Origin of the sequence: Pediococcus damnosus (assembly GCF_001611155.1) — a bacterium.
GTDB lineage: Bacteria > Bacillota > Bacilli > Lactobacillales > Lactobacillaceae > Pediococcus > Pediococcus damnosus.
Map to the genome: position 1 here is coordinate 1,976,237 of NZ_CP012294.1, position 19,990 is coordinate 1,996,226.

Genomic DNA, 19,990 nt, shown 5'->3' on the forward strand with positions numbered 1-19,990 from the left:
TTGTAAATCTCGGGTAATTGCGGTCTACTTTTGTAGGCTGAGGAAAGTCCATGCCCGCACAAGCTGCGATGCTTGTAGTGTTCGTGCTTGGTGAAAAAATAAGCTGAGGTATCTCTTTGGAGATAACGGCGGAATACAGAGCTAAGGTTTCGACTATGTTCTCATGTTCCCTAAGGTGCCACAGAAACGTTGCAATATAAGAAATTATATTGATGGAACGCGGTAAACCCCACGAGCGGGCAACCCAAACTTTGGTAGGGGCGCTTCACATCTGGAATTGAACTAAATGTGGGGGCAAGCGCTAGCGCTTGGAGATAGATGATTACCCAAATTTGAATTGAACCTGAAAATTCACTTTGGACAAAACATGGCTTATAGAGGTTTACATTTCAGGGAAACTAGGGTAGAAGTTCGCTTTTATCCTAGTTTTTTTTAGATTAAAAAAATAAAAGGTGAAAATATGCAGAAATTTGAATTAATGGCAACATGTGCGAGTGGGATTGAGGCATTGGTTGGCAAAGAGTTACGTGAATTAGGTTATAAGGTGAAAGTAGAAAACGGACGCGTTCGTTTTGAAGGCACAATTGAGGATATTTTACGTACTAACTTGTGGTTGAGAACGGCAGATCGCGTTAAAATTGTTGTGAGCGAATTTGAAGCTAAAACGTTTGATGACTTGTTCGAACAAACAAAGCAAGTAAATTGGGATAAATTATTACCAATCGATGCAAGCTTTCCAGTTGAAGGACGATCAAGGAATTCTCAATTACACAGCGTTCCAGATGCACAAGCAATCGTAAAAAAAGCGATTGTTAACCAACTTTCAGAGACTTATCATCGTCGAACTAGATTGCCAGAGACTGGGGCTTTATTTCCTATTGAAGTGGCAATTAACAAAGATCAGGTTCAATTAACTCTCGACACAACCGGTGATAGTTTGTTCAAACGTGGCTACCGAGTTGGCAAAGGTGGTGCGCCAATGAAAGAAAATATGGCGGCCGCCTTGGTGATGTTGACCAGTTGGAAGTCGGATATGCCCTTTATAGATCCAGTTTGCGGTTCTGGAACAATTGCTATTGAAGCTGCACTTATTGGCCAAAATATTGCCCCGGGATTTAATCGTAGTTTTATCTGTGAAAACTGGGATTGGGTTCCTGCAAATGTGAGTGAGCAGTTACGCGACGAAGCTGATGCAAAAGCTGATTACGATGCTAAACTTGATATTACAGGTTTTGATATTGATCAAAATATGGTTGATATTTCAAAAAGGAATGCGCTTGAGGCTGGATTAGCAGATGTCGTATCATTTAAACAATTGGCTGTTAAAGATTTTAAAACCGATAAAATGAATGGTGTGATCGTGGCCAACCCACCTTACGGGCAACGTTTGAGTGATCAACAAAGTGTGCGTAAGTTATACCGTGAAATGGGTCAAACGTACAAGCCGTTGCCAACCTGGAGTAAATATATTTTAACGAGTGATTTAGAATTTGAAAAGTTTTATGGATCTCGGGCAACAAAACGACGAAAACTCTATAATGGTGCTTTAAGGACAGATTTATTCCAATACTGGGGTAAACCAATATGGCATCATGATGGAAAGCGTGAAACAAAATAAAATGAAAAAAGTTGCCATTATCGGCGGTGGTATTGTTGGTGCCACTGCAGCTTATTTATTAAGTAAAAATTCAAATTACGTTACAACGCTTTTTGATTCGGGAAAAGGCCAAGCTACAAAAGCGGCAGCCGGGATCATTTCGCCTTGGCTTTCAAAGCGTCGCAATCAACAATGGTACGCCTTGGCTAAGGATGGCGCTGCTTATATTGATGATTTAGCACAAGAAACACAAATGACAGCTGACACTTATTTACAATCAGGCACTATCGTGACTAGAAAACGATCAGCTGATTTGGATGAACTCGAACAACTTGCCCTTAAACATCGACAAACGGCTCCAGAAATAGGCGAAATTCAACGAGTTAGTGCTGAAGAGATTCAAAGTCTTTTACCGCTTGTTACTGCCGACCTTGAAGGAATATTTGTCAGTGGTGGAGCAAGGATTGATGGTAATAACTTTGTTAACCATTTAGTAAAACTGGGCGAGAAAAATGGATTACGGTTTGTACATGCAGAAGTGCAACTTAAAGATGAGCAAACGGTTTTGGTAAACGAAAAGCTTGAAAATTTTGATTTCGTTTTGGTTTGTGCAGGGGCAGGGATTAAAAGATTACTTTCTCCGTTAAATTACGAAGTTCGCGTGCATTCTCAAAAAGGTCAATTAATTGAATTGAAAGTTCCTGCTTATTCGAATGATGTGTCTGCGCCTGTTCTCATGCCTGAAGGTGAAAAGGATTTTATGCCAGTTGGAAATGGGCAGTTAATTATTGGTGCTACACACGAAAATAACCCAGAAAATACAACAGCTTTTACTGATTCGGCTTTACATGAACTATTAACTAGCGCAATTCGAATAGATAGCAGGTTAAGTGAGAAAAATCTTGTTGCCAACAGAGTCGGAATGCGCGCGTTTACAGATGATTTTGCACCTTTTTTTGGATGGTTACCAGATAGTCAACACATTATGGTAGCATCTGGACTAGGATCATCAGGACTAACTACCGGGCCTTTGATTGCTAAATTGATGGTCTCACTTATAGAAACACCGAACCATTTTTCTAATTATCAAAAAGAAATTTCAAATTATATTCATAAGAAGGGATAGTGAGTGATACGCAATCTTCTAAATCTCGTTTTTATTATCAGCCAACCTTTTTAGCAAGTATCTCATCATGGTCATGGACACTCTTAATTCTTGTCATGGGAGTGATTTTTTGGCTTGAAGTAACTCACTTTAACTGGATTACAGCGCTATTTTTTATATTATTCATTGTTGTGTTGTTGGTTCAAGGCTTAACACGGACAATTTTAATTCAGGATCATCAACTAATTATTAACCGAACCCTTCAGAAAAATTGGTTGGTTATTAATATTTCTGACTTGCGATCATTACAAGCAACGAAAACGGGGATTAAATTTATCTATAATTCAGGGTCACGCCGTTTTTACCTAACAAAAAAGCAACGACAACAACTCTTTCAAACGATCGGTGAAATCAATAAGAATCACGAGGTAAACAAATGACAGACATTGAAATTGCACAAAACACAAAAATGGATAAAATTGTTCATGTTGCGGCTCAGGTCGGATTAAATGAAGATGATATTGAACAATATGGATCATATAAAGCTAAAATTAAATTACCTTTGAAAACAACAAAGGCTACCAAAAGAAAGTTAATTTTAGTGACTTCAATTAATCCCACTCCAGCTGGAGAAGGAAAATCAACGGTCTCTGTTGGGTTAGGTGATGCTTTACGTAAATTAAATAAAAATGCCATGATTGCTTTACGTGAGCCTTCACTAGGACCGGTAATGGGTATGAAGGGTGGTGCAACTGGTGGCGGTTATGCGCAAGTTGTGCCCATGGAAGATATTAACCTGCATTTTACTGGTGATATGCATGCATTGACCACGGCCAATAATACTTTAGCGGCTTTAATTGATAATCACATTCAGCAAGGAAATGCTTTAGGTATTGATCAACGACGCATCGTTTGGAAACGGGTTTTGGACATTAATGACCGAGCATTAAGAAATATCGTAATTGGCCTCGGTGGTCCTATGCAAGGAGTTCCCCGTGAAGATGGGTTTGATATTACTGTAGCTAGTGAATTAATGGCAATCTTGTGTCTATCTGAAAATTTACATGATTTGAAGGCACGTATTAATCGAATTGTGATTGGCTACACAACAGATCGCCAGCCCGTCACTGTCCAAGACTTACAAGTTGGTGGAGCGATTGCTACGCTTTTGAAAGATGCCATTAAGCCTAATTTGGTGCAGACACTGGCACACACTCCAGCAATTGTTCACGGTGGTCCATTTGCAAACATTGCTCACGGATGTAATAGTGTCTTAGCAACTCAAACTGCTATGGATTTAGCAGATTACACAGTTACGGAAGCTGGATTTGGTGCAGATCTTGGTGCAGAAAAGTTTCTTGATATTAAAGCTCCAGTTTTAGGAAAAACGCCTGACACGATTGTTATCGTTGCAACAGTTAAAGCTTTGAAATTAAACGGTGGTCAAGCATTAAAAGATCTTGATATAGAAGATTTAAAGGCATTAGAAAGTGGAATTGTTAATCTAACGCACCACATTAAGAGCATGGCGCAGTATGGCATTCCTGTTGTAGTTGCAATTAACCGATATACTCAGGATACAGAACGGGAAATCTCTTATATCAAAGAAGTCTGCGAAAAGATTGGTGTTCAAGCGATTGACACAGATGTCTGGGCAAAAGGTGGAGATGGTGCATTGGATTTGGCACAAGCTGTTGTAAAATCAGTTGAAGAGCCAGCTAATTTTAAGCCTTTGTATTCAAATGATGCTGAGATAACTGAAAAAATTCAAACAATTGTTACAAAGATTTATGGTGGGGCTCATGTGGAGTATTCCAAGAAAGCTCGTAATCAGTTAAAACGGTTTAAGAAAAACGGTTGGGATAAATTACCAGTTTGCATGGCTAAAACACAATACTCGTTGTCAGATGATCCCAAAAAACTGGGCGAACCACATGATTTTACAATTCATGTTAAATCTCTTATTCCAAAATTAGGAGCGGGCTTTATTGTGGCAATGACAGGAAATGTGTTGACCATGCCTGGACTGCCAAAGCATCCCGCAGCGCTGGATATTGATATTAGTGATGATGGAAAGATAAGCGGGTTGTTTTAATGAAAAAACGGAATCATAGAATGTTGTTTATTATAGATGCTTTAATTATTCTATGTGTAGTTGTTCTCGATCAATTAGTAAAATTCTGGACCACTACGCATGTCGGCATGAATGCAGTTCATCAATTCATTCCAGGGATATTGTCTTTGACTAATCTTCGCAATGATGGTGCAGCATGGAGTATTCTCCAAGGAAAAACAACTTTTTTTTATTTAATTACGGTTGTTGCTTTGAGTGTATTGATCTACTTTTTATACCAAACTCGAGGACACTGGCTTTACCAAGTTAGTTTAAGTTTCATGATTGCGGGTGCATTTGGTAATTTTGTAGATCGAATTAGATTAAAATACGTTGTAGATATGTTTCAGATTGATTTTATTAATTTTCCGATCTTTAATGTGGCAGACTTTTCTTTAACAATCGGAGTGATTTTACTTTTTGTAGCAATAATTAAAGAAGACAAATTGGAGGGCTAATATGTTAACGCATGAACTTACGATTCAAGATCAACAGGGCAGAATTGACAAGGTACTTGCAGAAGCTTTCCCAGATTTAACGCGCTCTCATATCCAATCCTTGATCAAAAGGGATCGTATTTTGGTTAATGGCGAAAAAATCAAAAATAAGTACCAAGTGAAAACTGGAGATCAAATCGAAGTTCAGGATTCAGACACACAGCCAACAGAATTAGAACCGGAAGATATTCCTTTAGATATTGTCTATGAAGATGACGATGTTATTGTGGTCAATAAACCTCAGGAAATGGTTGTACATCCTGCGGCAGGGCATCCTAACCATACGTTAGTTAATGCTCTGTTGTTTCATAGTCCGTTAGCTACAATTAATGGAGAATTTCGTCCAGGAATTGTTCATCGAATCGATAAAGATACTTCGGGTTTGTTGATGGTAGCTAAAAATGATAAAGCCCAACAAAGTTTATCGGCTCAATTAAAGGCCAAGACAAACACGAGACTTTATATTGCCCTTGTTCACGGGAATATTAAAGAAGATAATGGAAAAATTGATGCTCCAATTGGTCGCTCACCAAAGGATCGGAAAAAGCAGGCTATTGTGGCTGATGGCAGACCAGCGGTGACTCATTTCAAAGTTTTGAAACGTTACGGCGAGTATACCTTAATTCAATGTAAGTTAGAAACTGGAAGAACGCATCAAATTCGAGTTCATTTGAAATATATTGGCCATCCTGTAGCAGGCGATCCTCTCTATGGTCCTCGAAAAACATTGAAGGGAAATGGACAGTTCTTGCATGCCAGTGTTCTGGGATTCAAACAGCCTACAACTAATAAATATTTAGAGTTTGAAGCACCGCTGCCAGCCATATTTCAGAAGACATTGAAATGGCTTGACACGCAAACTGAACATGGTTAAAGTTAATGCGTAATTAGTGGACTTAGAACTTTGAAGAGATAAATAATAATAAAGTCTCCTCAATTGGATGGATGCGAAGCAAATGTAAATTTGGTTCGCCTTTATTTTAGAAAGGAAGGGTGTAACTTTGGAAAAAGAAATCATGGATGCAATGGCAATGAAACGGGCACTAACTCGGATTACATATGAAATTATTGAACGAAATCGTGGCGTAGAAAATATTGTTATTATTGGAATAAAAACGAGAGGTGTATTTTTAGCTCAACGGATTGCAGAAAGACTAAAACAACTTGAAAATGTTGAAGTCCCAGTTGGAGAACTAAATGTGACTGCCTATCGTGATGATATCCACCAACTAGATGATGATTCAAAAATTTCTGAGAAACCTCATTTTGATTTTAGTTTAGAAGAAAAAAAAGTTATTCTAGTGGATGACGTATTATATACTGGACGGACAATTCGTGCGGCAATGGATGCAATCATGGATATTGGGCGACCAAAACGCATTAATTTAGCTATTCTGGTAGATCGCGGTCATCGAGAATTACCAATTCGAGCAGATTTTGTTGGAAAGAATATTCCAACGGCTCAAAACGAAAAAATTGAAGTGTTTGTTTCGGAGATTGATGACGAAGATTCTGTAAAAATTGCAAATGACAAATAGTTTATTGAGGTGAAAGCTGTGGGGGATAGATATTTAATTTTAGACGATGGCAGTGTGTTTCGCGGACAAGCTTTTGGATCACCCGCGACCACTTTTGGCGAAGTTGTCTTTAATACAAGTGCTACCGGCTATCAGCAGATTATTACTAATCAAATTTATCATAATCAAATCATTGTTTTTTCACAACCGTCAATTGGTGGATATGGGGTTGACCGGGCTAGTTATGAGTCAATTGAACCAACGTGTAAGGGTGTCATTGTTCGTGATGTTGCGGATGTTTCAACTAATCGACAACGCAGACTATCATTAGATGAGTTTCTAAAAATCCAAAACATTCCTGGGATTAGCGGAATTGATACACGTGCATTAGTGCATAAATTACGCGCAAAAGGAACTATCAAGGGTAGTATTGTTGATCCAGTAAAAGATCTAGCGCATGCGTTTGACCAATTAAATGCAATTGTGCTTACTAATCAGCAGGTAAATCAGGTATCGACGCCCAAGGCTTATCCAAATCCTGGATCTGGATTAAATGTTGTGGTGGTTGATTTAGGACTTAAGCATGGCATCTTGCGACAGCTTAGTCAAAGGAATTGTAATGTGACGGTACTACCATATACGTGTACGGCGGAACAAATTTTTGATTTAGATCCTGATGGGGTCATATTATCAACAGGGCCTGGAAGCCCAACTGATCTGCCAGATTCGTTAACGATGATGATTGCAGAAGTTGAACAACGAATTCCGTTATTTGCAATTGGATTGGGACATGAATTATTTGCGATGGCAAATGGTGCACAAATTAAGCCACTTCAATATGAACACCATGGTGATAATCATCCCATTTTATCAGTTATTACGGACGAAATCTTTTATGCTTCACAAGGGCAAGGATACACAGTGGAACGTGATTCAATTGATCGAGACAAAATGTTGATTACCCATGTGGATTTAGTTGATCAATCTGTACAAGGCTTACGTCATCGAGATTATCCGGCGTTTAGCGTTCAATTTTTCCCAGATGGCGCTCCAGGTCCATTAGAAGCCTCAGAGCTATTTGACGAATTTGTCGATGTAATGACTACTCGAATGGAGCGGTAAAATGGCACGAACAAAGTTACAAAAAATATTAATTATTGGCTCAGGGCCAAACACTATTGGTGTCGATACGGAACTTGAAGCGGCAGCTTTACAAACGATCCAAGAACTGCACCAAGTAGATAAAGAAGTAACATTTATAACCAATAACGCCAATTCAGTTATTGGCAATTATTTAGATTCTGATCACTTTATTATTAGTAATTTAGATGCTAATTCATTAATTGCAATTCTTAGAAATAATGAATTTGATGCACTTATTCCAACACTGGGTGGGGCACCGGTTTTTCAAGTGTTACATCAGCTCGATGAAGCTGGAATCTTTGAGCAATTAAATATCCGGCTATTAGGTGTCAGTTTGCGAACTATCGCCAATACCCAAAATCCGGAATCACTTAATCGGATTTTAAAAAATATTCATGAACCATATATTCCTACAAATATTTTGAATGACGCTGATGCAGTTTTGAAATTTGTTCATCGAATTGGCTATCCTGTCATTTTGAAACCGGTGGCTGCAATTAGCAATTCTAGTCGAATGCGTTGTGAAAATGAGCATCAACTTAAACAGATGTTGGCCTCCGCATTTCGAATTTCGACGACCCATCAAGTGGCCGTTGAAAAAAGTATCGTGGGATTTAAAGAAATTGAAATGACATTAATTAGAGATAATGAAAATACACGGATGTTGATTTGTGCGGCGGAAGACTTTAACCCGGTGGGTGTCCATGCGGGAGACTCAGTGGTGTTTACACCTACGCAAACACTCACGGACCAGGAATTTCAGGCCATTCGTACTTCGGCTTTAAGAATCGTTCAAGAATTCAAAATTCGTGGAATTTGTCATATTCAATTTGCTTTAAATACGGTAACCGGCAACTATTACGTTATTCGTGTAAATCCTTATTTTGATCGAACAACGGCTTTTGCGGCACGAGCAACTGGATATCCTGTAGCACTGGTATGTACGCAGATTAGTTTTGGTCGAAATCTTCGAAATATCAAAATCCCTGGGTTAAGGCAACACGACTCACTTGCACTTATTGAGCCCACTCTTGACCATATTGCTGTACGATTTCCAACTTTCTCATTTGCCAGTTTTGCCAACGCTAATCAAGAGTTGAATACACGAATGAAATCAACTGGCTCAGTAATTGCCTTTGGTCGAAGTACGGAAGAAGCCCTTTTGAAAGCAATTCGATCGGTAGATTCAACGACGACCTCTGAGCAAGCTGCATTGGACGAATCTAGATTAAATGAAGGACAACTGATCAATGTGTTAGTCCATCCAACGGCGGGGGAAATGTTTTATTTACTTGAAGCAATCCGGCGTGGGTATCAAGTTGAAGAGTTGTCTGAATTAACTAAAATTGACGCTTTCTATTTCTATAAGCTTATTCATATTGTCCAAATTGAGAAAAAGCTTCGTAAGAATCCATTTGATGCTTCAATTTTACAAAATGCAAAATATTATGGTTATGGTGATTCACAAATTGCTAGATTATGGAAATGCTCAGATAAAAAAGTACGTGAATTTCGACATACCAATCATATCGAGCCAACGTTTAAAGGAATTGAACCAACGGCCGGAGAATTTCCTTACAATAATCGTAGTTATTACACGACGTTTGAGACCGAAAATGAAGCACAAATAAGTGAACAACCAAAAGTGTTTATTTTAGGAACAGCTAACAGCCAAGTTGGAACGAATTCAGCAGCTGATTATGTGACGGTTCACACAATTGAGACTTGCCAGAATCTTGGCTATGAAACTGTTTTGATTAATAATAATCCAGGGGCAATTTCAATTTTGCCTAAGTTAGCTGATAAGCTTTATTTAGAACCACTTACCGTTGAAAATTGTTTAAATATTATTAATAGTGAACAACCCGATTTTGTGATTGCACAAGGGAAATGGCAAATTGTTACTGATCTGAGTGAAGCAGGGGTAGATATCACGCAACTACCTCTTTCACGAACTTCGCGCGCGGAAAACGTTGATTCTCATTACTTAGTAGTAGGTAGAAAATCAGGTGATACAGAGCGTAATTTAGGGTGCTTTCAAACGGATCAGGATGACAGTTTACGTTTTCCATCGCAAGCTGATCCACAAATACTAAAGAAAATTGAACATATCTCGCAAAGTGAGCTGCGTAAACAAAGTGATGGTATTTATCAAATCATGTTTAAACAAGAAGGGACTCATTTAATTGTGACGGGGACAATTCCCTTAGCTATTCAAGATATTCCTTTCATGACTGGGGTTTTAAATTATGATTTAGTGGATGATCTTGTGAGAATGGCTCTGGGAAAGCCAGAAGGTGATAATATGGTGGAAATTCCTAATACAGAGGGACAATTAAAATTGGATCATATCTTTCCATATGAGCAGTTACAAATTCCGATTCCTAAGAATCCACCTTTCTCATTGGCTATTGGAGCAAAAATTTCAAAAAGCTAATTAAAACGCTCTATCATTTTAAAATGATAGAGCGTTTTTTTGAACTATTTACGTAATTGGTTGACTAGCTTTTCGTCAGGGTCCACAAGAATAGTACTCTGTCCCTCATATATTACGAGTCCTGGTTTGGCTCCATTGGGTTTATGGACCTTTTTAACCGATACATAATCAACTGGGACATGTGAAGATAATTGTGCCTTTGAAAAGTAAGCAGCTAAATTGGCAGCCTCAGAGATCGTTTGTTCCGAAGGATCAGAACTATGAATAATTACATGAGATCCAGGAATCTTCTGTGTATGCAACCAAATATCGGATTTTTTAGCTGTTTTTAGTGTGAGACGATCATTTTGCGTATCGTTTTTTCCAACCGAGATTTGTGTACCGTCTGTGGCATGAAAGGTTTCTGGTTTAGAGTGTTGAAGTCGTTTTTGTTTCTTCTTTTTTTGGTTGGGTTTTAAGTAGCCTTCTTTTTCAAGCTCTTCTCTAATTTCATCCAGATCTTGAGGATTAGCCAACTCAATTTGAGTCATAATATTGTCAAGATAGTCAATCTCCTGGTGAGTCTTTTCAAGTTGCTCAGAAACATAGTGGACCGCATTTTTTGATTTTTGATATTTTTTGAAATATTTCTGGGCATTTTGAGAAGGCGAGATCTGATTAGACAATAAAATCTTGATATCGTGATTATCTTCATAATAGTTCGGTAGGGTGATTTCGGTCATCCCTCGTTTTACCCGATTTAGGTAAGTCGTCAAGATCTCACCTTTAATTTTATAACTATCAGCTTTTTCAGAGCTTTGAAGAGTTTGATTTAACTTTTTAAGTTTATTTCGATTCTTTTTTAAATCATTTTTCACGACTCTTACTAAATTCCCGGCCTTTTGAATCACTCGGTCTCGTTGGGCATTGGCAACATAAAAGGCGTCCAGTAAAGCACTAAGTGAATCAAAATGTTGAACCTGTCCTTCTAAAGTTGCATAAGGAAAGGCAGTATAAGTAGGTTTCTTTTTTTGAGTAGTCATCACTGGTTCTGGATGCTCAAATTTATCGAAGAAGTCAGTAAATGCACTATCTGATGGGTGAAGATGTAAGTAGTTTGCGAGTTCTAAACTAGTTTCCTTATTTATCCCTTGATAGTTTTTCCGTAATTCATCCGCTAAAACTTCTTGATTTGGGTATTTTTCTAAGTCGATTTTGTAAGCTTCACTAGAATCAGTAAAGGGATTTTGTTTGTTTTGACTGGGTGGCGTAATATAGGTTGCACCGGGCAAAAGTAGGCGATAACGATTTTGATCAGCATTAATGTGCTTGATTGTATCAATAATTACTTTTGTAGTATTGTTAAGTAGAATGATATTGCTGCGACGACCCATAATTTCAACAGCAAGAAGTAACTCATCTATATCGCCGAGCTCGTTTCGTTTTGAAAACGAAAAATTAATTATTCGATCGTTTTCAACTTGTTTAATGGAATTTAAAATGGCACCATCCAGGTACTTTCTCAACATCATTGTAAAATTTGTCGGAACGGCTGGATTAGCATAGGGAATCTTAGTAACTTGCACGCGGGCATAGTTCGGATGTGCAGAAAGTAAAACAGGAAAATTTTTACGATTTGCTCTAAAAGTAATAATAACTTCATTATCGTAAGGTTGATGAATTTTAGTAATTCGTCCACTTTGTAATAAAGAATTTAATTCGTGAACCATGGCGTGAGTAAATGAACCGTCGAATGACATATTGGGACCTACTTTCTTCTTGTATAAACTGTTACTATCTAGTATACCAGTCTAGAAAGGGAAAGTAATAAATGAAACCTTGAAAGTTAAACTGAAAGCGCATTTGTTTAAGGAAGTTTGAAGACTTTTTGAATTTTTTTAAATTTGTGATATTATTTAAATATTAATTTTAAAAATCAGAAGCTGGTGTATAAATGAAAACGGCCATTGTAACGGATAGTACCTGTTATCTAACAAAAGAAGAAATTTCAAATAATCATATTGTAGTGGTACCAATTCCTGTAGTGATTGATGGTAAGAGTTACGATGAAGGGGTAGATATTACAACGGAGGAGTTTTATCAAAAGTTGCGAACCTCGGGATCATTTCCAAGTACAACCCAGCCATCATTGGGTAAAATGATTGAATTATATAAGCACCTTCGTGATGAAGGTTATGAAAACGTGATTAGCATTCATTTAGCAAGTACCATTTCAGGATTTGTTAGTAGCTTAGACTCTATCAAAGACGAAATTGATGGTCTAAATGTGTATGTGTATGATTCTGAGATCACAGTTCGTCTCATGGGTTCGCTTGTGCTAGAGGCGGCTCAAATGGCTCGTGAGGAACGGACACCAGAAGATATTCTAACTCAGTTAAATAAACTACGTGCAACTTTTGGTGAATACTTTATCGTGGATGATTTACAAAATCTTGTGCGGGGCGGACGTTTATCCAACGCTTCAGCATTCATTGGTGGATTGCTAAAGATTAAACCAATTTTGACATTTAATGATGCTCATGAAATTGTGGCGTTTGAAAAAGTCCGTTCAACCAAAAAAGCATTCACGAGAGTTGAAGAGTTATTTGCTCAGAATAAAGAAAAAATTGATTATCCAATTAGAGCCATCATTATTCATGCAAATGATGAACCTGCTGCCCTCAAATGGCGAGAAAGATTGCAAGCAAAGTATCCAGATTTACCAATTGATATTAGTTATTTTGGACCTGTAATTGGAACACACCTTGGAGAAAAGGCTTTGGCTCTGGCTTGGTTAAGAGATTACACAAAAGATTAGATGAGATGATAGATTAGTTGTTAGTGACTAATCTATTTTTTAATTTACAGTTTAATATGCAAAAAAGGATTAGTACTTTTGTTGTGAACTGAAGACTAATGTGATATGGTTAATTTAATACAATCGGAATGGTGAGTATTGGTCACCATGAAAAAAATTATTAAGAACATAAAATACTAAAGCCGTTCTAATATGGTGCTTTGGTGTTTATTAAAAGAAGGAGTTTTTTTATGCGTAAATTAAAAGTTAAAAACAACGAAGTGGCGGTTTATGCCGTTGGTGGGTTAGGAGAAATCGGTAAAAATATGTACTGCGTCCAGTATCAGGACGAAATTGTGATCATTGATTGCGGGATCAAATTTCCTGAAGATGAGTTATTAGGCGTCGATTATATTATTCCAGATTATCAATTCTTGATTGAAAATCAAAAGAAAATTAAAGCTTTGGTTATTACCCATGGGCACGAAGATCATATCGGTGGAATTCCATTCTTTTTGCAAAAATTAAATGTGCCAATTTGGGCAGGACCATTTGCATCAGAATTAATTAAGGGTAAGTTGAAAGAACATAACTTATTACGGACAACCGAATTACATGAGTTACAGGAAGATACTGTTTTGAAATTCCGGAAGTTATCTGTGTCATTTTTCAGGACTACGCATTCAATTCCAGACACTTTAGGGATTGCGGTTCACACTCCACAAGGAACCGTTGTACAAACAGGTGACTTTAAGTTTGATCTAACTCCAGTTGGAAACTTACCATCTCCAAATTTCCAAAAAATGGCGGAAATCGGCGGAAAAGATTCTTTGCTTTTGATGTCTGATAGTACAAATGCAGAGCGTCCGACCTTTACAAAGTCTGAGCGGTTTGTTGAAAAAAGTATCAAACGGATTTTCACTGAAATTCAAGGGAGAATTATTTTTGCAACATTTGCTTCTAATGTGTACCGAGTACGAGAGGCTTGTGAAGCTGCCTTAGAACAAGGAAGAAAAATTGCTATTTTTGGTCGGAGTATGGAAAATGCTATTGAAGCCGGACAAAAATTAGGATATTTAAATATACCTGAAGAAGCTTTAGTGGATGCTCAGGAATTACATAATTTGCCAGCTAACAAGTTGATGATTTTATGTACTGGATCACAGGGTGAACCGATGGCAGCTTTGAGCCGGATTGCCAATGGAACTCATCGACAAATTAGTTTGCAACCTGATGATACGGTTGTATTTTCAAGTAATCCTATCCCAGGAAATACTGTCAGCGTAAATAATCTAATTAACAAGTTAGACGAAGCAGGCGTTACGGTTATTCATGGTAAGGTAAACAATATTCATACTTCTGGCCATGGTGGTCAAGAAGATCAGAAGTTGATGTTACGTCTGATTAAGCCAAAATTCTTTATGCCTTGTCATGGGGAGTATAGGATGCAGATGATTCATGCCAAACTTGCTGAACAAACGGGAATTCCTGAAGATAATTGTTTCATTATGAAAAATGGTGATGTGTTGGCTTTAACCCGAGATAGCGCCCGAATTGCAGATCATTTCAGTGCTGGTGATGTGTACTTAAATGATGCTGATATTAATGATAATGTTAGTTCACAGATTTTAAGCGATCGCACAATTTTAGCAAGTGAAGGCGTTGTGACGGCTGTTGCAACGATTAATGTCAAGAAACATCGAATCACCGCTGGACCAGATACAATTTCTAGAGGTTTTATCTACATGCGTGAATCGAATGAATTAATTCATGATACAAATAAGGCGGCTTTTAGTTCATTACTAAATACAATGAAAAAGAAATCGCATCCAACTGAAAAAGACTTTAATAATAATATTATTGATGACCTTCAGGAATTTTTATATCAGAAAACTGAACGTAGTCCGATGATCGTACCTATGCTTATTTTTGAATAGACCAATGAATTTGAATCTACTCACTTTATTTATGAGATGATGAAAGAATCTTCAATTGTGAGAAACAAAATCTCATAGTTGAAGATTCTTTTTGAAGTTCTGTAAAAATTTACGATTTTTTGAATTAAATAGTTTTCTAACTAGTTGTTAGGAGAAAAAAATGTTAAATTAGAATTATGGGGAAATGCTAATATAGACTGCACAAATCTATAAAGATGGGAAGATGATTGCGATTAATAATGATAATGATAGGTCCGTTCCAGATTCACGAATGGGCCGTTTAAGAGCAAGAGAACAACAAAAACAGCAAAAAAAAGCATCCAATAAACACAAGAAAACACCTAAAGCAGGAGGGACAAGCGGATCACAGTCACCCACAGCGATTAAACCACATAATAAAAACAAAAAATCAAATTCAAAAAAATGGCTTTGGATTGTTGGAATTCTTGTAGTCGTTATTGTCGCCATCTTTTTCATTGTTCGTCGTACGAATAATGCCTCGGCTAAAGACAATGCTGAAAAAATTGTCCAAACGAGTTTTAACAATGATCGAGATAACATTACTAATCAGGCTACAAGCGCACAAATGATCGAGCTTGAGGCAGATGCAAAGAAAATTCAAGATAATACGGCTGCAAACCAGTATAGTCAGTTGGCAAGCCTAGGTAAGAGTGCAATCTCATTTCGTGAAAGGGTTTCTGACCTAAGAAGCGGAAATAATTATCGAACTTCGACAACTGGAGATAAAGTTTCAAGTTTATTACAGGATCTGAAAGATACAACTTTTAAATCGGACTTCTCAGGTTTCTACAATGAATATAATAAATTATTAACGAATTTACAACCAAAGGCAGCAGCGGTTAGCAAATTGCATAAAGAAACAAATAAATTATTTAAAAATGGTAAAAGTGGTTCATTGCATAGTTCTGTAACGAGTTCAAAATTAAATGATTTACTAGATAGTTTGGATAAGTATCCTAATTTTGAACAAGCAAGTAAGGATTTAACTCGTGTTGAAACTGCTGTTAAGACGTATCGTAAGGATCAAGATAGTGCGTCGTCATCCGCAGCTAGTTCAGCTGCCAGTCAATCTGCTTCAATGGCGAGCTCACAAAGTGCATCAGCGGCATTGGCTAGTTCACAGGCAAGTAGTCAATCTGCTTCGACAGCTCATTCACAAAGCACATCAGCAGCGAGTGCTAGTTCGCAAGCAGCAGCAAGTAGTTCAAGAGCAAGTAATTCAACTGCAAGTTCATCGGAGAACAGCTCAAGTTCAAAGAATAGTAGTTCTCAGAGCTCTGCTAGTTCAAAACATGAATCATCGAGTAGTAGCAGCAAGTCATCAAGTTCTCATAGTAATTAGTAAAGTAGTAATCGAAAAAGGATTGATCATTTACGAAAATGGTCAATCCTTTTTTATTTTTGCCTTTTTTATTTTGATTGTTTGATAATATAAATAGGAGGGAAGATGTGTATTTAATTTAGAATAAGAAAGATGATTTTTATTCTAGTTTACATAATATATATTATTCAAAGTAGTTTAAAAATGATCCTTAAGAAAATAAACTTAAATATTTAGAATATCCGTTCTTTTGCATTTTTTTCTTAGGAATGAATTTTAATGCTGCAGAATTAATACAGTATCGTAAACCTCCTTTTTCAGTTGGTCCATCAGTAAAAACATGACCTAAATGTGAACCTGTATCTGTTCTTTGAACTTCTGTGCGCTCCATACCAAATGAGCTATCACGATGATCTTGAGTTACGTTGCTGTCAATTGGTTTTGTGAATGATGGCCAACCACACCCAGCATCATATTTATCAGTGGAACTAAATAAAGCTTTGCCATTAATAACATCAACGTAAATACCTTCTTGATAGAAATCATCATATTGACCACTAAACGGTGTTTCTGTAGCGCCATGTTGCGTGACTTCAAATGCTTCTTTAGATAACTTATTCTTTAAATCTTTTTTAGACTTTTTGTTGTCGGACATGATAAATACCTCCAATTTATTAAAGTGAAATTCATCTTAATATATAACACAAAAACAAACGTAAGCGCCGGATAACTTAGTACCTATCAAATACCAACCTTTTTCTTTAAACTGGATTTATCAGTTAATTGAAGGAGGTTTTTCTTTTGAAAGATATTGTCCAGATTGAGATGAATTCAAGCGATCGTGAGAGCACTCCTCAAAAAATCAACGGGGTTGCAGCCACGCTTCAGTATAGAGATATCAAGATTCAAATTCATAACGACATCGATAAATATATTCTCTATATCATTCTGAAGGAGTTGAAAACTAATGCTCGTTGACTATACGCGAATTGCCCATATTTACATTGTTTGTGGCAAAACTGATTTACGGCGCGGTATTGATGGTCTAGCTACAATCGTAAAAGATGAATACCAACTTGACGTATATACAGATGCCTTATTTCTTTTTTGTGGCGTACGATCCGATCGTTTTAAGATGTTATATTGGGACGGTGATGGTTTTCTTCTGTTGTACAAACGACTAGAAAACGGAAAGTTGCGTTGGCCACGTCATCGTCAGGAAGTTAAACAGCTTTCTCAGCAACAACTTCGTTGGCTGTTTGAAGGACTTAAGGTAGAACAACGTCAGTCAGTACATAGCGCATCTCAAGGTCAATTTTAGTTAGGTAAAAGCAAACGAATATGATACACTACTTTCTATTAAATAAAACGAAAGTGGTGATTTCTGTGTCTGATGTTATGGCAACGCTAGTTAAAAATAATGAAGAATTAGTCAAACAGTTAGCGCAAGCCAACCGACAAGTGGACCAATTACATCAAGAAATCACCTACTTGAATGAACTGATTGCCGAGATGAACCGCAAACTGTTCGGTAAATCCAAAGAAGTTATTCCCGATCAAGACGGACAACTATCGTTGTTTAACAATGGTAATGAACCAGCGACTCCTGCACAAGATGAACCCGTAATCGAAGTTAAAAATTACCGACGTAAGGCCAAAGGAACAAAAGCAGATAAATTGGCAAAATTTCCCGTCGAGCAAATTGAAAAAGAACTGTTAATTAGTGAACGAGATTGCCAACACTGTGGCGTCGAAATGACCGACATGGGCAGCATACCGATTAGAAGTGAATTAGCATTTATTCCCGCTAAGATTACGCGCCTAATTTATAACCAACATAGTTATGTGTGTAAACATTGTGAGCAACAAGGGATTACTTCCATTAAGAAATAAGAAAAAGAAATAAGAAAGCTGCGGTTCCTAAACCATTAATTACCAATAGCTTAGGATCTGGTTCCATTGTTGCCGAAACTATCATTCAAAAGTTTCAACAAAAAGTCCCTGCCTATCGGCAAGAAAAATATTGGAAGTCCATTGGACTGGAGATAAATCGCGATAACATCTGTAACTGGCAAATTATCAGTAGTGAACAAGTCCTTCAGCCAGTTTACAAACTGCTTCAAGATGAAATGAAACAGCAAGACGTTTTGCATGCCGATGAGACTAGTTATCAGGTTATTGAGAGTGATAAAACCAAAACTTATTACTGGCAGTTCTGTTCAGGTAATAGTGAAAAGCGGCAAATTGTCTTATACCATCACGCTGAAACACGGGGACACGAGGTGCCACTTGGTTTTTTAGATGGTTTTAAAGGCTATCTACATTGTGATGGTTGGGGAGCTTATCACTTATTACCTGAGATTACCTTAGTAGCTTGCGCTGCTCATATTAGACGAAAGTTCTATGAGGCAATTGGTAATAAAAAGCAGCCAAATCAAAGTAGTCCAGCGTACATAGGTTACCGTTACTGGCAAAAGATGTTCCAGTTAGAGCGAAAATGGCAAGCTCTAACTCCGGAGGAGCGCTTAACAGCACGACAAGCAGAACTTAAACCAGTTATGGACGCTTTCTGGCAATGGTTAGAAAATGCGAATATATTGCCGCATTCTAAATTAGGCCGTGCTGGTGAATATGCGGCGAAACAGCGGCAAGCCATGATGGAAATTTTCAATGATGGCCGCTTAGAGTTCTCTAACAATAAGGCCGAACGCATGATTAAAGAATTAGTTATGGGCCGGAAAAACTGGTTGTTTTCCACCAGTTTACAAGGAGCCACATCCAATGGCGTAATTCTAAGCATCATGAAAACAGCCGAGTTAAATAATTTAGATGTTCGTAAATATCTAAATTACTTATTCAGAGAAATTCCTAATTTGAAAGTTGTAGATTCAAGCACATTGAAAGACTATTTACCTTGGTCCGAAACCGTGCAATTACACTGTAAACAACAATAGACAGCTATCAGGCCAAGTAATTCTGGTCGATAACTGTCTATTTGTGGTATTTTTGATTAAATTCATATCCGGCGCTTACAAACAAACAATGAATTTGCTGCATGGATGCTATTAATAGTTAATGCCATTCATCTTTAATTAGCTATAGAAAAAACCAATTTCTTAATTTTAAGAATTGGTTTTTTTAGGTGCGCCCGGCATGGGCGCTAACTAGGCGGTGAAAGTCCGTTATGGGCCGTAGTAGTCGGAACCATGAGCCAATGGCAAGGGTGTCCACTGTGAAGTGGAATCCGAAGGAAGCCGCAGGCGAAGTACTGCACCGATGAACAAGAAGTGGCTACAAGGCCGAAATGACTGGATAAGGTTGCCTAACAAACTGAAGTCCGATACTACTCGAAGTCATGACGGTAAAGCCAACGGTGAGATGGTACGAAAGTTAGCGTTCTTACCCGGGGAGACCTGTATTACACGTTTCCGACAAGAGGAACGTTATGTTCCACAAAGACAAGCACTTCAGTGATGGAATGTTGAGTAATGCAGGAGTCAGCCGAGGTCATAGTAGTCCACGAAGT

General features: G+C 37.6%; 19 protein-coding genes and 1 other RNA gene. 18 read left to right on the forward strand and 2 right to left on the reverse strand.

Annotated features, from left to right (window positions below):
• Nucleotides 1–5: 5 nt before the first annotated feature.
• The 10 genes from rnpB to ADU73_RS09345 all read left to right on the forward strand — a co-directional run bounded on the left by rnpB (nt 6) and on the right by ADU73_RS09345 (nt 10,409).
• Nucleotides 6–380: RNase P RNA component class B (rnpB, locus tag ADU73_RS09300), an RNA gene on the forward strand.
• Between the two features lie 80 nt (nt 381–460).
• Nucleotides 461–1,618 carry a THUMP domain-containing class I SAM-dependent RNA methyltransferase gene (locus ADU73_RS09305; protein ID WP_046871773.1) on the forward strand — a complete coding sequence of 386 codons (1,158 nt, stop codon included), beginning with the start codon at nt 461–463 and terminating at the stop codon, nt 1,616–1,618.
• Entirely contained in the window at nt 1,605–2,723 is a 1,119-nt protein-coding gene (locus ADU73_RS09310; protein WP_158231967.1) for an NAD(P)/FAD-dependent oxidoreductase, read from the forward strand. Before ADU73_RS09305 ends, ADU73_RS09310 begins: the two co-directional genes overlap by 14 nt.
• Entirely contained in the window at nt 2,723–3,142 is a 420-nt protein-coding gene (locus ADU73_RS09315; protein ID WP_046871771.1) for an EbsA family protein, read from the forward strand. Before ADU73_RS09310 ends, ADU73_RS09315 begins: the two co-directional genes overlap by 1 nt.
• Nucleotides 3,139–4,797 carry a formate--tetrahydrofolate ligase gene (locus ADU73_RS09320; protein WP_046871770.1) on the forward strand — a complete coding sequence of 553 codons (1,659 nt, stop codon included), beginning with the start codon at nt 3,139–3,141 and terminating at the stop codon, nt 4,795–4,797. The genes ADU73_RS09315 and ADU73_RS09320 overlap by 4 nt, the downstream gene beginning before the upstream one ends.
• Nucleotides 4,797–5,273: a signal peptidase II gene (gene lspA, locus ADU73_RS09325; RefSeq protein WP_226996034.1), complete on the forward strand. Its 477-nt coding sequence runs from the start codon at nt 4,797–4,799 to the stop codon at nt 5,271–5,273. The genes ADU73_RS09320 and lspA overlap by 1 nt, the downstream gene beginning before the upstream one ends.
• A 1-nt stretch (nt 5,274) precedes the next feature.
• Nucleotides 5,275–6,186, forward strand: a complete 912-nt coding sequence (locus ADU73_RS09330; RefSeq protein ID WP_062913424.1) for an RluA family pseudouridine synthase — start codon at nt 5,275–5,277, stop codon at nt 6,184–6,186.
• Between the two features lie 127 nt (nt 6,187–6,313).
• Entirely contained in the window at nt 6,314–6,850 is a 537-nt protein-coding gene (gene pyrR, locus ADU73_RS09335; RefSeq protein WP_046871768.1) for a bifunctional pyr operon transcriptional regulator/uracil phosphoribosyltransferase PyrR, read from the forward strand.
• 18 nt (nt 6,851–6,868) lie between these two features.
• Complete coding sequence (locus tag ADU73_RS09340) at nt 6,869–7,951, forward strand: carbamoyl phosphate synthase small subunit (RefSeq protein ID WP_046871767.1); 1,083 nt, start codon at nt 6,869–6,871, stop codon at nt 7,949–7,951.
• Nucleotide 7,952: 1 nt separating this feature from the next.
• On the forward strand, nt 7,953–10,409 hold the full coding sequence (locus ADU73_RS09345) for an ATP-binding protein (protein ID WP_062904234.1): 2,457 nt from the start codon (nt 7,953–7,955) through the stop codon (nt 10,407–10,409).
• 44 nt (nt 10,410–10,453) lie between these two features.
• Here the strand turns inward: ADU73_RS09345 and ADU73_RS09350 are convergent, their stop codons facing one another.
• A complete protein-coding gene (locus tag ADU73_RS09350; protein WP_046871765.1) occupies nt 10,454–12,148 on the reverse strand; it encodes an NFACT RNA binding domain-containing protein in 1,695 nt (564 codons plus the stop codon).
• A 194-nt stretch (nt 12,149–12,342) separates the two neighbouring features.
• Between ADU73_RS09350 and ADU73_RS09355 the strand changes: the two genes are divergently transcribed.
• From ADU73_RS09355 to ADU73_RS09365, 3 genes are all read left to right on the forward strand, one after another.
• Nucleotides 12,343–13,206 (forward strand): DegV family protein, encoded by an 864-nt coding sequence (locus ADU73_RS09355; protein ID WP_046871764.1) that lies wholly within the window; start codon nt 12,343–12,345, stop codon nt 13,204–13,206.
• A 230-nt stretch (nt 13,207–13,436) separates the two neighbouring features.
• Nucleotides 13,437–15,122, forward strand: coding sequence for a ribonuclease J1 (rnjA, locus tag ADU73_RS09360; protein WP_046871763.1), 1,686 nt, complete (start codon nt 13,437–13,439; stop codon nt 15,120–15,122).
• Between the two features lie 223 nt (nt 15,123–15,345).
• A complete protein-coding gene (locus tag ADU73_RS09365; protein ID WP_062913425.1) occupies nt 15,346–16,485 on the forward strand; it encodes a hypothetical protein in 1,140 nt (379 codons plus the stop codon).
• Between the two features lie 190 nt (nt 16,486–16,675).
• Here ADU73_RS09365 and msrB read toward each other — a convergent pair whose 3' ends face one another.
• Nucleotides 16,676–17,119, reverse strand: coding sequence for a peptide-methionine (R)-S-oxide reductase MsrB (msrB, locus tag ADU73_RS09370; RefSeq protein WP_046872075.1), 444 nt, complete (start codon nt 17,117–17,119; stop codon nt 16,676–16,678).
• A gap of 146 nt (nt 17,120–17,265) precedes the next feature.
• Between msrB and ADU73_RS10530 the strand changes: the two genes are divergently transcribed.
• The 5 genes from ADU73_RS10530 (at nt 17,266) to ADU73_RS09390 (ending at nt 19,938) form a co-directional block, all read left to right on the forward strand.
• Complete coding sequence (locus ADU73_RS10530; protein ID WP_155386988.1) at nt 17,266–17,442, forward strand: hypothetical protein; 177 nt, start codon at nt 17,266–17,268, stop codon at nt 17,440–17,442.
• Nucleotides 17,432–17,785, forward strand: coding sequence for an IS66 family insertion sequence element accessory protein TnpB (gene tnpB, locus ADU73_RS09375; protein ID WP_046872076.1), 354 nt, complete (start codon nt 17,432–17,434; stop codon nt 17,783–17,785). Before ADU73_RS10530 ends, tnpB begins: the two co-directional genes overlap by 11 nt.
• A 20-nt stretch (nt 17,786–17,805) precedes the next feature.
• Complete coding sequence (locus ADU73_RS10630; RefSeq protein ID WP_226996035.1) at nt 17,806–18,357, forward strand: IS66 family transposase zinc-finger binding domain-containing protein; 552 nt, start codon at nt 17,806–17,808, stop codon at nt 18,355–18,357.
• Nucleotides 18,358–18,422: 65 nt separating this feature from the next.
• The gene (gene tnpC, locus ADU73_RS10365) at nt 18,423–19,418 is read left to right on the forward strand and encodes an IS66 family transposase (RefSeq protein ID WP_237028350.1); all 996 of its coding nucleotides are present in this window, start codon (nt 18,423–18,425) and stop codon (nt 19,416–19,418) included.
• Nucleotides 19,419–19,740: 322 nt separating this feature from the next.
• Entirely contained in the window at nt 19,741–19,938 is a 198-nt protein-coding gene (locus ADU73_RS09390; RefSeq protein ID WP_046870766.1) for a hypothetical protein, read from the forward strand.
• Nucleotides 19,939–19,990 lie beyond the last annotated feature (52 nt).

What these genes read in the sequence shown, in the direction of transcription:
- ADU73_RS09345 (WP_062904234.1), top strand. Translation starts at nt 7,953, where the DNA reads ATGGCACGAACAAAGTTACAAAAAATATTAATTATTGGCTCAGGGCCA.
- ADU73_RS09320 (WP_046871770.1), top strand. Translation starts at nt 3,139, where the DNA reads ATGACAGACATTGAAATTGCACAAAACACAAAAATGGATAAAATTGTT.
- ADU73_RS09365 (WP_062913425.1), top strand. Translation starts at nt 15,346, where the DNA reads ATGATTGCGATTAATAATGATAATGATAGGTCCGTTCCAGATTCACGA.
- ADU73_RS09305 (WP_046871773.1), top strand. Translation starts at nt 461, where the DNA reads ATGCAGAAATTTGAATTAATGGCAACATGTGCGAGTGGGATTGAGGCA.
- ADU73_RS09350 (WP_046871765.1), bottom strand. Translation starts at nt 12,148, where the DNA reads ATGTCATTCGACGGTTCATTTACTCACGCCATGGTTCACGAATTAAAT.
- rnjA (WP_046871763.1), top strand. Translation starts at nt 13,437, where the DNA reads ATGCGTAAATTAAAAGTTAAAAACAACGAAGTGGCGGTTTATGCCGTT.
- ADU73_RS10630 (WP_226996035.1), top strand. Translation starts at nt 17,806, where the DNA reads ATGATACACTACTTTCTATTAAATAAAACGAAAGTGGTGATTTCTGTG.
- ADU73_RS09390 (WP_046870766.1), top strand. Translation starts at nt 19,741, where the DNA reads ATGAACAAGAAGTGGCTACAAGGCCGAAATGACTGGATAAGGTTGCCT.
- ADU73_RS09330 (WP_062913424.1), top strand. Translation starts at nt 5,275, where the DNA reads ATGTTAACGCATGAACTTACGATTCAAGATCAACAGGGCAGAATTGAC.
- tnpB (WP_046872076.1), top strand. Translation starts at nt 17,432, where the DNA reads ATGCTCGTTGACTATACGCGAATTGCCCATATTTACATTGTTTGTGGC.
- msrB (WP_046872075.1), bottom strand. Translation starts at nt 17,119, where the DNA reads ATGTCCGACAACAAAAAGTCTAAAAAAGATTTAAAGAATAAGTTATCT.
- lspA (WP_226996034.1), top strand. Translation starts at nt 4,797, where the DNA reads ATGAAAAAACGGAATCATAGAATGTTGTTTATTATAGATGCTTTAATT.
- ADU73_RS09355 (WP_046871764.1), top strand. Translation starts at nt 12,343, where the DNA reads ATGAAAACGGCCATTGTAACGGATAGTACCTGTTATCTAACAAAAGAA.